The following is a 14,255-nucleotide window of genomic DNA, read 5'->3' as shown; positions in this document are numbered from 1 at the left end:
CTCGTTAACACTCGAAATGACAGAACTAACTGAAATACATACCCTGTCACTTCGACAATAGGAGAAGTCTCATAACACTGAGAAACAGAAAAGGGACTAGAATATTAGACTCTAGAAACAAGACTAAAACTAAACCCGCTTTATGAGATTTCTCGTTAACACTCGAAATGACAGAACTAACTGAAATACATACCCTGTCACTTCGACAATAGGAGAAGTCTCATAACAGTGAGAAACTAAAAAGAGACTAGATGATAGAGCCTAGAGTCTAGACTAAAACTAAACCCGCTTTATGGGATTTCTCGTTAACACTCGAAATGACAAATCTGAAAGAAAAAAATAAATTAAGTTTTTTAAAATAAATTTTCAAACTCTAGATTGGCAAATCATTCGTAAATAATTACCTTTATACAATGGATATATACGACTTTAAAAACGCTTTCCTTATTGGTTTTTTTATGGCTTTTATGATTGGACCCGTATTTTTTATGCTGATTCAAACCAGTATTTTAAAAGGCGCAAGAGCTGCTATTGTATTTGATTTGGGTGTAATTTTAGGCGATTTATCTTTTATACTAATTGCTTATTACGGCAGTAGATCTTTGTTAGAAAAAATTAAAGACGACCCAAGGTTATTTTTTATTGGAGGTTTGGTTCTCATCATATACGGACTTATTACGTATTTCGAAAAGCAGAATAAAAAAGAGGCATTAGAATCTGCAAAAAGCCTTGAAGTACCAATTTTAAAAAACAACTATATTAAACTTTTCTTTAAAGGTTTCTTCTTAAACTTTATTAATGTCGGTGTTTTGGCTTTTTGGCTAGGTACGGTATTGGTAATTGCACCAACTCTTAAAATGAATCAGAATGCAATTTTTTGGTATTTTGGCACCATCTTATTAGGCTACTTTATAACCGATTTAGGGAAAATATTTCTAGCAAAACAATTGAAAAATAAAATGACACCTCCTGTAATTTTTCGTGTCAAAAAAATTATGGGCATTATTTTAATTATCTGTGGTGTCTTTTTAATGTTAAAAGGATTTATTCCAAACGAAAAAATAGAAAACCTTATTCATAATTAGAATTTAAAACTCATAAAAAAATCTCACAAACAAAAATGCTTGTGAGATTTTTTATGTAAATAGTTTCTAAGTTTACTTCACCTCAAAAACATTATTGTCAGCATTTACATCTGCCATTAAATTAAGTGAATCTATCGTTGCAGACTTTACAGCTTTGTTCGTTTTAAAAGTATAGGTTGGATGTGCCCAAGCCCAATCTTCTAAAAGTGTTGCCGAAGTAGGTTTGTTTCCGCGCATCATTCGTAACGGAATGTTAAAAGACTCTTTTGTACCGTCTGTATACACCACATCAATATCGATAGGCATTGGCATTTGCCCAATTCTTTCTAAAGTAATTTTACTTCCTTCTACGGCTTTAATTCCGTAATCTATGGTGTGTAGTGTTTGTGTCCATTCATTTAAATACCAATCTAAATGAATTCCAGAAACTTTTTCCATAGAACGTTTAACGTCGTTTGGTGTTGGGTGTTTAAAACTAAAATCTGTAAAATACTTTTTCAAACCTTTTGCAGTATTTTCTGCACCAATTATATATTCTAATTGCGCTAAAAACATGCTTCCTTTGCCATAACTCGCAAAACTATAACCTCTATTGGTATTGTATCTGTCTGCGTGTGTAGTTAACACCTCTTCGGAACCAGAAGAAACCATATAGTTATAACCTCTGTAAGGTCCCGCATTCGGATTTTTATCTTCTTTACCTGCTAATTTAGCCATTGCTTTTGATGAAATATAAGAAGTAAAACCCTCATCCATCCAAGGATGTTTACTTTCATTAGTTGCTAATAAAAATTGAAACCAAGTATGTGCCATTTCATGTGCGGTAACGCCTAACAAACTTCCAAATTTTCGCTGTCCAGTAATTAAGGTAGACATTGCATATTCCATTCCACCATCTCCTCCTTGTATCACAGAGTATTGCTTGTATGGATATTGTCCTATGTTTTCTGAAAAATACGTCATTAACTCAGCCGTTTTTGGCTGTAAATCTTTCCAGTTTTTAAGATATGCAGGCTCTAAATCTTTTTTGTAAAGAAAATGCAAATCAATTCCGTTTTCCATTGTCAACAAATCATGCACGTAATTTGGATCTGCAGCCCACATAAAATCATGTACGTTTGGTGCTTTAAAATGCCAAGTTAATTTTGGTGTATTTGGCACATTTAATGGCTTTGTTTTATCTTCGTAACCATGACCAATTTCTTGCGGATTTTGTAAATATCCGGTACCACCAACAGTGTAATTTTTATCAATAGAAATTTTTACATCAAAATTACCCCAAACTGCATGAAACTCTCTTGCAATATAAGGTGGTGTATGCCATCCTTCAAAATCGTATTCTGCCATTTTAGGATACCATTGCGCCATAGACAAAGCAACATTTTCTTTACTATCTCTTCCAGATCTACGAATTTGTAATGGTACTTGCGCATCAAACTGCATGTCTAATGTTACACTTTCACCAGATTTTATGGGCGAATTTAACGTAACCTCTAAAATAGTTCCTACAGTTTCAAAAGAAACTTCAGCACCATTTTGTTTTAAAGAATTTACTTTTATGTACCCAATTTCACTAGGTGTTAATTTGCTAATTCTGTCTTGCACACGTCCGTCTGGATCTTTAATATTTAACGAACGAACATCCATTTGAGAACCTGGCTGAAATGCATTGAAATACAAATGGTAGTATACTTTATTTAAATCGTCTGGTGAATTATTGGTATACACGGCTTTTTGAGTTCCTTTGTATTGATGTTTTGCTGCGTCTACATCAATATCCATCGTATAATCTATGTGCTGCTGCCAATAGTTTGTTGAAGAAACTTCTTTAACATTTGTTTTAGGTGAGTTGGCTTCTTTTGAAGTTGCACACGAAACTAATAATGCCAAAGAAAGAAGTGAGAAAAGTATTTTTTTCATTTTGTTGTTGATTTGGTTAGTTTGCTATAAAAATAAAAAACAGCGGCTACATACCGCTGTTTATATATTCTTTATTTTTTTCCGTTTACAATTGCATCTGCCATTTTTAAGGCATTGTATGCATTTACAACTCTACCTGAAACAGATAATTCTGAAAGCGCTACTTTTTCTCCTGTTGGATTTTCTCTACTTTGAGAACCTGGTTTTATAACATCAAAATTAATTTTAATCCCAGAATTCATTAAAATATGTTTAACCTGGCTAGCAGATAATTTAGGATAATAAGAACGTATTAATGCTGCAACACCTGCTGTAGATGGAGCTGCCATAGAAGTACCACTAAACTTTTGATACTCATTTTCTGGAGTTGTAGAGTGTATTTGAACACCTGGTGCAAAGACATCAACATTTATTTTACCATAGTTAGAAAATGTAGCAACTAGTTTTTCGTTATAGTTTAAACTCATTGCCCCAACAGTTAAAACATTGTCAGAAATTTCTGTCATTAAATCTTTAGAATCATTAGGAAATGTTTTTTCTACATCAATATTTTTAGCATCATTGCCGGCAGCATTAACAATTAACACATCTTTAGAAGCGGCATAATTAATGGCTTCATAAACCCATTCTTTCTTCGGCGAATATCCCTTTCCAAAACTTGTATTAATTACTTTTGCACCGTTATCTACAGCGTAACGTATTGCCAAAGCAACATCTTTATCATACTCATCGCCATCTGGCACAGCTCTAACTGCCATTATTTTAACATTTGTAGCTACTCCATTAATACCAATGTCATTATTTCTTGTTGCGCCTATAATACCAGATACATGCGTACCATGTGCCTCTTCTTTAATAGAATGACCTGTTTTATTATCGCCATAAACAACAACATCCATTGTATTTGGATCATCATTAAGTACACTTCTATAATCTGTTTTTTCAGTATCGCCATTTAATAAGTTAGCAGCGTTTGTAACTAGTTTGGTTAGTTCGTTTTTAGCTTCTGATAAAGACGGCAAACCAAAACCATACATTTGCTTTGCAATTGCTAAACTTTGTAATAAAGAAGGATCTTCTGTTACAATAGCCATTGCTTCTTCTTTGGTATAATCTGTATTATTTAAATGCTCTGAAATGCTGTTATCTGCATTTGTTACCCCTTGTAACATTTGATCATAACGCATTTTGTTTGTTTTTGCAGCAGCTACTTTTTCATCATAAAAAGCCTTTGCACGAGCTGCCTCTTCTTTATTTGTTATCGAAGGGTTGTTAATAATTCTTTGATATTCTGAATTTTCTTTATAGATACTTCCTAAAAAATTCCATCCATTAATATCATCTACATACCCGTTTTTATCGTCATCAATTCCGTTATTAGCAACCTCTTTTTCATTTACCCAAGCAACATCTTTTAAATCTTCGTGTGCTAAATCTGTTCCAGAATCTACAACACCAACAATAACTTGTTTTCCTTTTTTATCTGATATAAATTGATATGCTTTTTCAATACTCATACCAGGAATTGAGTCTTTTTCTAAGTCTGCATGACTCCATTTATTCATTTCATCTTCCGATAAAGTTCCTTTCTTAGCGGTAACATTTATAACAACATCTGAACCGCTTGGCACAGGAATGGTTGAAATTGATTTACAACTAGTGAAAAATAGTCCTGCAACGGCAGTGTAAAAAATTGGCTTTAAAAGTTTCATAATCTTATTATCTTAATTAAATATATCTGTAAATTTATGGGTGTTTTTTAATCGTACTCCTTTTTCTGTATGATGCACTGTGCAAAGTTCATGTGTTGCATCATGCTCTAAAAAAAGGTAATATTGGTGGTCTGCAGCTTCTTTTAAAAAAGCTTCTTTTTCTTGTATTGTTTGTAAAGGTCTTGTATCATACCCCATTACATAAGGCAAAGGTATATGGCCTACTGTTGGCAACAAATCTGCCATAAAAACAATGGTTTTGTCTTGGTAAGTTATCTTTGGCAACATTTGTTTTTCTGTATGACCATCCATAAATAAAACATCAAAACCAATTTGATTTTTAAAGTTTTGATCTATAAAATGCAACTGTCCACTTTCTTTTATAGGATTGATGTTTTCCTTTAAAAAAGAGGCTTTTTCTCTTGCGTTTGGCATTGTAGCCCAATCCCAGTGATTCGCATTAGACCAAAATTTTGCATTTTTAAAAGCGGGTTGTAATACCGTTTTTTGAGTATTAAATTCTATAGCGCCACCACAATGATCGAAGTGTAAATGTGTTAAAAAAACATCGGTAATGTCATCTCTATGAAAACCATATTTTTTTAAAGAAGTGTCTAAAGAAAAGTTTCCGAATAGGTAATAATACCCAAAGAATTTATCTGATTGTTTGCTACCTAAACCTGTATCTATTAAGATTAAGCGATTTTCATCTTCTATTAACATGCATCGCATGCTCATAGGTATCAAATTATTACTGTCTGCTGGGTTTGTTTTTTGCCAAATACTTTTTGGCACAACGCCAAACATAGCGCCGCCATCTAATTTAAAATTTCCAGTTTCTATAGGGTATATTTTCATTCTAAAACTTTAAATCATTAACAATAAGCATTAACGATCTTATCTGCATATAAAAAAGCAGACAGCACAAAGATGTAGAAAAAAAATCAAGTTTTTGTTAAGAAAATCTAAAGGTTAGAAATTCTTTCAAATCTTTTCTTTATAATTAACCTCTAAGGTTAACTCTACTTAAGTGTTTCGCAATTTTTAAAACTACAAATACAAAGACTGCTAAACTAATAGCAACAACAGTAAATTGAGTTTCGAAAGCGGTTGCTAAAGCAACGGAAGTTTCTTCCTGAAAAATTTGTAATAACATAACAATACTAGGTTAAAAAGTTAATAGCACAAAAATATTGGGGGAAGATGAAAAAAATTACTTTTTTCGTTTAACTACAATTTTACGAAGTTGAAATACACTTTTAAAACAGAGAAAAGTAAATTTCAATTTTAGCAAAATAAAAAGCCCCCGAATTTTTTGTTAAAAAAATTGGGGGGACTTGAGGTGTCTAGCGGATTTGAACCGCTGTACATGGTTTTGCAAACCATTGCCTAACCGCTCGGCCAAGACACCAGATGTAATTGGATTGCAAATTTAACCAAATTTATAAATTCTGCAAGATTTTATTGCGCTTATCTCTTTTTTGACAACACAATGACTACTTCGGACACATTTCCGCCAATTGGTGGATTGATTTTTGCCACAGAAACCGTTGCTTTTCTAATCATTTTTAATTCTTTAAAAAAACGATCTAAAATTCTTTGTGCCACATGCTCTAACAATTCAGATCGAATGGCCATCTCTTCTTTTACGATATGATTTATATGCACATAATCTACCGTATCTACTAAATTATCTGTTCTAGCAGATTTTTTTAAATCGGCCTTTACCGTAACATCTACTCGATATTCGCTACCAATTTTTGCTTCTTCTTCTAAGCAACCATGGTTTGTAAAAAGGCGAATATTGTTTACTTGTATTGTTCCCATATGTATTTTTTTATCAGTTCGAGCGCAATTGAGAACTAATTACTTCTTTGAAACTTTAAAACCTTTCTAGTGCGCTAAAGGTGGTGTTTTATAAACTTAATTATTCTTCAATTTTTTCCCACATTTTGTCTGTATTTAGCCTAAAAGAGCCTAAATACTCGAAACTACATTGATTAGGATCAATGATAGACAAAAAGGGTTCGCCATTTTTATTGTTGTATAAATGGTAATTTTCGCCAAATATAGGTTCGAAACTAAATTTCGCATTGTAAATTAAATCGTTGTACTGAAACTTTTGCAGTAATGCTTCGTACTCTTTTTTAACCTCGTCGAACTTCGATTTTAGTTGTTTGTTAACACGCTGAATTCCGTCATTTTTCCAGCTAGCAGTATTTAACGGTTTTATAACCGGAGAACTTGCCGATGTTCCGTAAGGTTTTAAAGCAGCATCATATTGCTGCGTTTCTTCGTTAAAAACAACTAAATCTGGCTTTTTTTCTCCGTCTTTCTTCATAGTTACAAAATTACAATAAAAACTAAGGAAAATTTAAGTTACCGATCATTATTTACTTCAATCCAATAGCCATCAATATCTTTAAAATAAATTTGTTGAATACCGTCTTTTCTAACATAATCTTTGGCAAGTGTATTGGTCCAATCAGAATAATATATGTCTAATTCTGTTAAATGGTTTATAAAAGGTTGTATCTCTTTGATAGCAATTGCAAAATGAACGGCTTTGTTGGTTATCACTTTAAGATTTGGCCTTGGTATTAGATGTAATTGCACGTTATTACTAAGCTGCAACCATCTTGTTTTTGAATTAGATGCCGTGTTTTCTATTTCTTTTAATTGCAATACTTTTTGATAAAAAGCTACTGATGCATTTACATCTTGTACAGATATTGCAATGTGATTTAAAGAAAAGGAAAATTTATTTTTAGACAACTATTTTGTTTTAGGCAAAATTACAACAAAATATAAAAGTATCCTTTTTAGAAAACTTTAACTAGCAAAACTGCCTGCGTTAGCGATTGAAGTGGCATCCTTTTTTGTGGTTTTATTTGTAAAACGAAGTGGCAAAAAAAGCACAAAAAAGATACAACGGAAAGCGCGATCTTTCTACTGAATTTCTTCAGGAGAAAGGAACGCCCAAATTAGAAATATACAAGTTATTTTATGTAATTTTGTGCTTTAATTATTATTGATACTTTATGTCTGAAGAGAAGAATTCGCTTAATTTTATAGAGCACATTATAGAGGATGATTTGGCAAACGGAATGCCTAAAGAAAATTTGCGTTTTCGTTTTCCGCCAGAACCAAACGGATATTTGCACATAGGCCACACAAAAGCTATTGGCATTAGTTTTGGATTGGGTAAAAAATACAATGCGCCTGTAAATTTGCGTTTTGATGATACCAATCCTGCAAAAGAAGAGCAAGAATATGTAGATGCTATTAAAAAAGACATCGAGTGGTTGGGATACTCTTGGGCAAATGAGTGTTATTCTTCAGATTACTTTCAGCAATTATTTGACTGGGCAGTTTTGTTGATAAAAGACGGTAAGGCGTATGTAGATTCTCAATCTTCAGAAGAAATGCGTTTGCAAAAAGGAACGCCTACACAGGTGGGTACCAATAGCCCTTTTAGAAACAGATCTGTTGAAGAAAATTTGGCCTTGTTTGAAGGTATGAAAGACGGTAAATTTAAGGAAGGAGAACATACTTTACGTGCAAAAATAGACATGGAGAGTCCGAATATGTTATTGCGAGACCCTTTGATGTACAGAATTATGTATAAAAGTCATCATAGAACTGGCAATGATTGGTGCATTTACCCAATGTATGATTGGACGCATGGTGAGAGTGATTATATTGAACAAATTTCGCACTCTTTATGTTCTTTAGAGTTTAAACCACACAGAGATTTGTACAACTGGTTTAAAGAAAATGTACATCCATTTAGCAAAGAAACATATCCACTTTTACCAAAACAGCGCGAGTTTTCTCGTTTAAATTTAAGCTATACCATTATGAGTAAGCGTAAATTATTAACGTTGGTAGAAAACAAAGTTGTTGCAGGTTGGGATGATCCTAGAATGCCAACTATTTCTGGCTTAAGAAGACGTGGTTACACACCAGCATCTATTAGAAGTTTTATAGAAACGGTTGGTGTTTCTAAACGAGAAAATGTAATTGATGTTGCACTTTTAGAATTTAAAATTCGTGAAGATTTAAATAAAACCGCTAAAAGAGTAATGGCAGTTTTAGATCCGGTAAAAGTAGTAATTACCAATTACCCAGAAGATACCGAAGAACTATTGGATGCCAATTACAATGATTATGAAGAAGGTTTTGGCAGCAGAGAAGTACCGTTTTCAAGAGAAATTTATATCGAAAAAGAAGATTTTAGAGAAGAAGCTAACAAGAAGTTTTTCAGATTGAAATTAGGCAGCGAAGTTCGATTAAAAAACGCCTACTTTATAAAAGCAAATAGCTGTACCAAAGATGCCGATGGCAATGTAATTGAAATACAATGTACGTATGATCCGTTAACAAAATCTGGCATGGACACAGAAGAAAGCAAGCGTAAAGTAAAAGGCACTTTGCATTGGGTTTCTGCCAAACATGCTGTTAAAGCAGAGGTAAGGGCTTATGATAGGTTGTTTTTAGATGAAGCACCAGACAGCCATAAAGACAAAGATTTTATGGAGTTTATAAATCCGAATTCTTTAGAAGTAATTACTGCTTTTGTAGAACCTAGTTTACAAACAGCAACCATCGGAGAGCGTTTTCAGTTTCAAAGAATGGGTTATTTTAACGTAGATGATGATGCTACTAAAGCACATTTGGTTTTTAATAAAATTGTAGGATTAAGAGATAGTTGGAGCGCTAAAAAGTAATTATAATTTAGCGTCTAAATGCTAGACATTATAAAATTCAGTTTTCTATTATTTCTCGTTAACACTCGAAATGACAAATCCGAATAAAACACAAACCTGTGTCACTTCGACGTTAGGAGAAGTCGCATAACAGTAAGTAATAGAACTAACTTTATGTGATGTATCTAAAAGTTAGAAATGACAAACTGAATGAAATGTCAGCTCGAATGTAATCGAGAACCAAAAACAAACAATTATGAAAAAAATACTTTTACTTGCCGTTTTTACAATTGCTTTTGCTTGTAATACGAAAAAAGAAACAACCCAAGTTGCGGCAATTTCTTGCGGACAATGTAATTTTAATTTAGACTCTGAAAAAGGCTGTAGTTTGGCTGTTAAAATTAATGACAAAGCCTATTTTGTTGATGGTTTTTCTATTGATGATTTTGGGGATGCTCATGATGAAACTACCGGTTTTTGTAGCGTAATTAGAAACGGAGAAATTACAGGGTATATAGAAAACGAGCGTTTTATTGCGAGTCATCTAAAATTAGTTGACTGAATTCAATTTCTAATTTTAGAACGTCTTAAAAATCCGAAGTAAAATTCATTTACTTCGGATCTTTAAGTTAAATAGTTACTGCATTTTCAAAAACAGCATTGAAAATAGTAGTTTTCTTAATCTAAATGATATTTTGTATCTTCACTATTAAAACATAGTACTTAATGAAAACATTAGATAAAGTTTTAAAAGGCTTAATGTCTCGCTATCAAGAAAGGGTGCCAGACGTTCTAAAAATAACAACCGCTTTGGTAGAAAACAACATTATTTCTAAGCAAGAAGATATAGAAAATGATCACATTGCTTTTAGAACAATGGGCGTTGCTAATTTAGGGATTGCTTCTTTCGAAAAAATATTTCTACATTATGGCTATACCAAAGAAGATGCTTACTTTTTTAAAACAAAAAAGCTTAATGCACATTGGTACAAACCACCAAATGACAAATACCCTAGAATCTTTATAAGCGAATTACAGGTTACTAGCTTTTCTGAGGAGATTCAAAAAATAATAAAATCTTACACAGATGAAGTAACTTTAGATCCTGTAGACAGTCTAAATTTAGACAATGCAGACGAAGTAGATCGTTATTTACATGCTGCTTTGTGGCGCATACCAACTTTAGAAGACTATAGCAAATTAATGGAGGTTAGCGAATATGCTGCGTGGGTTATTTACAATAGGTATTATTTAAATCACTACACAATTACCGTAAATAGCTTGCCAAAAGGTTATAATACGTTAGCAGAATTTAATATGTTTTTAAACAATATTGATGTAAAATTAAGTGATGCTGGTGGTTACATTAAAACAAGTAGAGATGGTTTATTGTTGCAAAGTGCTACCATTTCTCAGTTATGTAATGCTGAATTTGCAGAGGGAATTACCAAAAAAATTGCAGGTAGTTATGTAGAATTTGCTGAAAGAAAAATTTTACCTGAATTCAGACATTTACCCGAAAATAAAATTGAAAGAAAACACAGAAGAGAGGGTTTTGAAACTGCAAACGCAGATAAAATTTTTGAAAGTACCTTTACAAGTCAAACAAATAAAAAAGGTTCTGATTAAAAATAGATTCAACACTTTATACACCAAGAAAAAAATCCGAAGTAAAAGAATTACTTCGGATTTTTTTGTGACTAATTTTTGTCACTCTATTATTACAAAACAAGAATAAATTTCTAATGCTTGATGATTTTTTTTGTGAAAGAAACGTTATCTGTTTGAACTTTTAAAAAGTAAATTCCTTTAGAAAGAACAGTAGTATTAATAAAATTTGGGATACTGTTTTCTGAAAACAACTTTTTACCATCAATAGAAAAAAGACTAATACTTTTAATTTCTATACTTGCATCCATTGAAACAAACAACTTATCGCCAACAGGGTTCGGAAAAATAGAAAGCATTTTTTCTAAAATAACATCTTCATTTGAGAGCGTATCATTTGTAACAAGAACAATTATTGTCATTTCTGAAACATTACCTGCTTGGTCTGTTGCTTTAAAAATTATTTGATTTTCTCCTAAATCTGCTTCAGTAAACAGTGTTTTAGAAAGAGATAAGCTACTCAAATTATAGGTATCAAAAGAGCCTGTATCTACTAAATCTATTGTTAAGTTTGCAACACCATCAGTATTTAAATTAAGTATAATAAAATCATTAACCGATAAAACGGGCGGTTCTGAATCTATAAAATAAGACTGTATTTTTTGATTTATCACCTTATTTTGTGCAAGATCTGTAATGTCTGTATCTGACGATAGTTCTATAAAAAAAATAGGTGTTTGTTGGCTATCAACTAAAGGCACAACATCTATTAGTACTCTTTCTGGCCCAATAAAAGTAACCATCTCTATCTTAAATTTTGAGGTATCTCTTCCTGTTAGTACAAAATCTGTGGCATCTACATTAATAACCTCTTCGCTAAAAACTATCTCAAAAAAAGAATGTATAGCATTTATTCCTGCATACACTTCTTTTAGAATTGGCTGTTTTTTATCAAAATAAAAAAACAAACTGTTAGACTGTAAATTTGTTTTATTGTTTGCATCTAATACACTTCCCCTTTTTAGTTGAAAAGAGAAGTCCCCTTCAACTAAAGGGATAACAGTTACGATATAATTTTGATTGTCAATCTTTTCTAAATCGATTACAATAGCATTGTCTACCTTAAAATCTTCTTCAGTAAAATCGGTAATGGGTTTAGAAAATGCTACAGACGCTTTTACAGGTAACGAAGAAATATGTTGCGCTCTGGTGGTATTTAAAGCTACTGAGGTGGTAAAATTTTCATCAATTACAAAAACATTTATACGGTATTCCTTTAAAACCGACTCACTCTCAGATAACACTGTGTAAGTTACAGGTTCAGAAAAATCTATCTCAGAAACTCCTGAAACTTGTCTCTCTTTTCTATAAAAAACTTTTTCGTTATTAGAAGTTGTAAAAGTTGGTGTTAGATTTGTAATACTTGTTCCTGGTGGTAAAATAAAATCAAAAGTAGTATCTGAATTCGTTATTAACTGTGGGGTAACTCCTTTAAAATTAAAGTCTACTATATTAATAAACTCATTTAAATAGGTGTTTGAAATGCCATAAGATTGAAAAAGACTCCCTTTTTGTGCATTTATTTGAAAATCAGTTGTATTTACAGCGTCTACAATAGTGCTTGTATTGCTATTATAAATCTTAAAAGTTAAGGTTTCATTGTTCGTATTGGCATATGCTGTAAGATATGCAACATATTTATCTGAAGCTGCAACATAGGTTAGGTTTGCAGTACCTCTAATCTGTCCGTCTACAAAAGCCGCTACTTTATCTGTTGTGTTATTTAAAACGATGCCATCTACATTTAAAAAAGCAGTAAAAGTCATGTTAAATTGAAAATCTGACGGATTTACAGACCAATTAGGATCTTGTGCTTTTAATGAATGTGCCCAAAAAAAGCAACAACAGATGTACAAAAGAAAATGTTGTTTTTTAATCATTATTGCTGATAATTGTATTGGTTCTTAAAATATTTCCTGCATAATCCATAACCATACCCAAATCCTGAATTTCTAAAAAAAATCTCCCAGTGAAAGATGGTGTACCAGAAAGTAAAACCTTATAACTTACATTTGAAATAGGCTCTATGTAGATCGTATTAAAAACACCAGGGTTAATTACTTCTGGAATAAAACCATCAACAGCTTCACTAAATGTAACCGTAAACTCTAACTGATTGGCATTGGTTAACTCTGCCAAAGGCGAAACTCTTTCTATAGAGGTGATGTAGGGTTGGTCTGTATCAAAAATAAGATAGAGTTGCGTTGCCGTTGGGTTGGGTTCATTGTCTAAAGATTGCAATGTGTTTTCTGGCAATGTTATAGAATACTCACCTTGCTCAATTGCTACAAGACTGATTTTATAAGTTAAATTATCTTGTTTTTCTATAGATTGAATGACCGCATTTTCTGTGTTAAAATGACTTTTATCTACTGCAGACACTCTTTTAGTTACTTGCAAAAGAACCTCTAACGGATTTTGATTTGAATAGACAGCTCGCTCTGATGTCAAAATCGCCTCAAAAGTTGTAGCAAAAGGCTGTTTTTGCACATTAACAACATAACTATTTAGGGTGGCTTCGTCTTCTGAAAGTACTTCGAAAACAATGGGTTCTAAATAGTTTTGTTTGGTTACATTTGGCAACTGTTTCTTTCTATCTACAAAAATATTGGCTCCGGTACTTATTGTAAAATTTGCTGCCAATTCTGAAAGAGCAGTTGTTGTGGGAACCATAATCTGTACAGTATCATTTTGAATTACATTACTAATTTCTGTAACGTCTTTTAAATCAAAAGAGCTAAGTAATGCCTGTGAACTTAATTTGGGTGCTGCCAAACTAATTGACTGAAAAACAGTGCCAAGATTAGTGTCAATTCCAAAAGGTATTGTTCTGTCTATGCCAACAATAACATCATTGGCACTATCATACACTTTAAAGGAAATTGTTTCATTGTTTTTGTTTGCAAATACAGTTAAATAGGCCACATATTTCTGCAAACTTTCTACATAGCTTACACTACCTACACCGCGTACCTCACCATCTATAAAGGCAGCAACCTTATCTTCTGCAGAAGATAAGGTAGTGCCATTAATAGTTAAAAACGTAGTAAGTGTCATGCTAAATTGATATTCAGCGGCAGTTACACTCCAACTAGGTGTTTGTGCGTAAAAAGAGATTCCGCAAAACCAAAACACAACTACGTATAGACCTCTTTTCATCA

General features: G+C 32.4%; 13 protein-coding genes and 1 tRNA gene. 4 read left to right on the top strand and 10 right to left on the bottom strand.

Annotation, left to right across the window (positions count from 1 at the left end; all coding sequences use genetic code 11):
• Window positions 1-413: 413 nt before the first annotated feature.
• A complete protein-coding gene (locus Q0678_RS05345; protein ID WP_299054952.1) occupies window positions 414-1,085 on the top strand; it encodes a LysE family transporter in 672 nt (223 codons plus the stop codon).
• 72 nt (window positions 1,086-1,157) lie between these two features.
• Here Q0678_RS05345 and Q0678_RS05340 read toward each other — a convergent pair whose 3' ends face one another.
• The 8 genes from Q0678_RS05340 to Q0678_RS05305 all read right to left on the bottom strand — a co-directional run bounded on the left by Q0678_RS05340 (window position 1,158) and on the right by Q0678_RS05305 (window position 7,492).
• Window positions 1,158-3,005 (bottom strand): M1 family metallopeptidase, encoded by a 1,848-nt coding sequence (locus tag Q0678_RS05340; RefSeq protein WP_299054950.1) that lies wholly within the window; start codon window positions 3,003-3,005, stop codon window positions 1,158-1,160.
• Window positions 3,006-3,076: 71 nt separating this feature from the next.
• Window positions 3,077-4,717 (bottom strand): S8 family peptidase, encoded by a 1,641-nt coding sequence (locus Q0678_RS05335; RefSeq protein ID WP_299054947.1) that lies wholly within the window; start codon window positions 4,715-4,717, stop codon window positions 3,077-3,079.
• Between the two features lie 12 nt (window positions 4,718-4,729).
• Window positions 4,730-5,575, bottom strand: coding sequence for an MBL fold metallo-hydrolase (locus Q0678_RS05330; protein ID WP_299054944.1), 846 nt, complete (start codon window positions 5,573-5,575; stop codon window positions 4,730-4,732).
• A gap of 145 nt (window positions 5,576-5,720) precedes the next feature.
• Window positions 5,721-5,873, bottom strand: a complete 153-nt coding sequence (locus Q0678_RS05325; protein ID WP_299054941.1) for a hypothetical protein — start codon at window positions 5,871-5,873, stop codon at window positions 5,721-5,723.
• A gap of 184 nt (window positions 5,874-6,057) precedes the next feature.
• Window positions 6,058-6,128 (bottom strand) — tRNA-Cys (locus Q0678_RS05320).
• Between the two features lie 59 nt (window positions 6,129-6,187).
• Window positions 6,188-6,544, bottom strand: coding sequence for a dihydroneopterin aldolase (folB, locus tag Q0678_RS05315; protein ID WP_299054939.1), 357 nt, complete (start codon window positions 6,542-6,544; stop codon window positions 6,188-6,190).
• Between the two features lie 100 nt (window positions 6,545-6,644).
• Window positions 6,645-7,058 (bottom strand): DUF2452 domain-containing protein, encoded by a 414-nt coding sequence (locus Q0678_RS05310; protein ID WP_299054936.1) that lies wholly within the window; start codon window positions 7,056-7,058, stop codon window positions 6,645-6,647.
• Between the two features lie 38 nt (window positions 7,059-7,096).
• The gene (locus Q0678_RS05305) at window positions 7,097-7,492 is read right to left on the bottom strand and encodes a VOC family protein (protein WP_299054934.1); all 396 of its coding nucleotides are present in this window, start codon (window positions 7,490-7,492) and stop codon (window positions 7,097-7,099) included.
• A 266-nt stretch (window positions 7,493-7,758) separates the two neighbouring features.
• Here Q0678_RS05305 and Q0678_RS05300 point away from each other — a divergent pair, with 266 nt between their 5' ends.
• The 3 genes from Q0678_RS05300 (at window position 7,759) to Q0678_RS05290 (ending at window position 11,055) form a co-directional block, all read left to right on the top strand.
• Window positions 7,759-9,447, top strand: a complete 1,689-nt coding sequence (locus Q0678_RS05300; protein WP_299054931.1) for a glutamine--tRNA ligase/YqeY domain fusion protein — start codon at window positions 7,759-7,761, stop codon at window positions 9,445-9,447.
• Window positions 9,448-9,682: 235 nt separating this feature from the next.
• Window positions 9,683-9,988: a DUF6370 family protein gene (locus Q0678_RS05295; RefSeq protein ID WP_299054929.1), complete on the top strand. Its 306-nt coding sequence runs from the start codon at window positions 9,683-9,685 to the stop codon at window positions 9,986-9,988.
• 164 nt (window positions 9,989-10,152) lie between these two features.
• Entirely contained in the window at window positions 10,153-11,055 is a 903-nt protein-coding gene (locus tag Q0678_RS05290) for a DUF1338 domain-containing protein (protein ID WP_299054926.1), read from the top strand.
• Between the two features lie 113 nt (window positions 11,056-11,168).
• On the opposite strand, the gene Q0678_RS05285 is transcribed toward Q0678_RS05290, so the two are convergent.
• Together Q0678_RS05285 and Q0678_RS05280 are read right to left on the bottom strand one after the other, a co-directional pair.
• Entirely contained in the window at window positions 11,169-12,974 is a 1,806-nt protein-coding gene (locus tag Q0678_RS05285) for a T9SS type A sorting domain-containing protein (protein ID WP_299054924.1), read from the bottom strand.
• Entirely contained in the window at window positions 12,967-14,253 is a 1,287-nt protein-coding gene (locus tag Q0678_RS05280) for a hypothetical protein (protein WP_299054921.1), read from the bottom strand. The genes Q0678_RS05285 and Q0678_RS05280 overlap by 8 nt, the downstream gene beginning before the upstream one ends.
• Window positions 14,254-14,255 lie beyond the last annotated feature (2 nt).

Origin of the sequence: uncultured Polaribacter sp. (genome assembly GCF_947497125.1) — a bacterium.
GTDB lineage: Bacteria > Bacteroidota > Bacteroidia > Flavobacteriales > Flavobacteriaceae > Polaribacter.
This window is presented reverse-complemented; position numbering and strand designations above follow the sequence as displayed.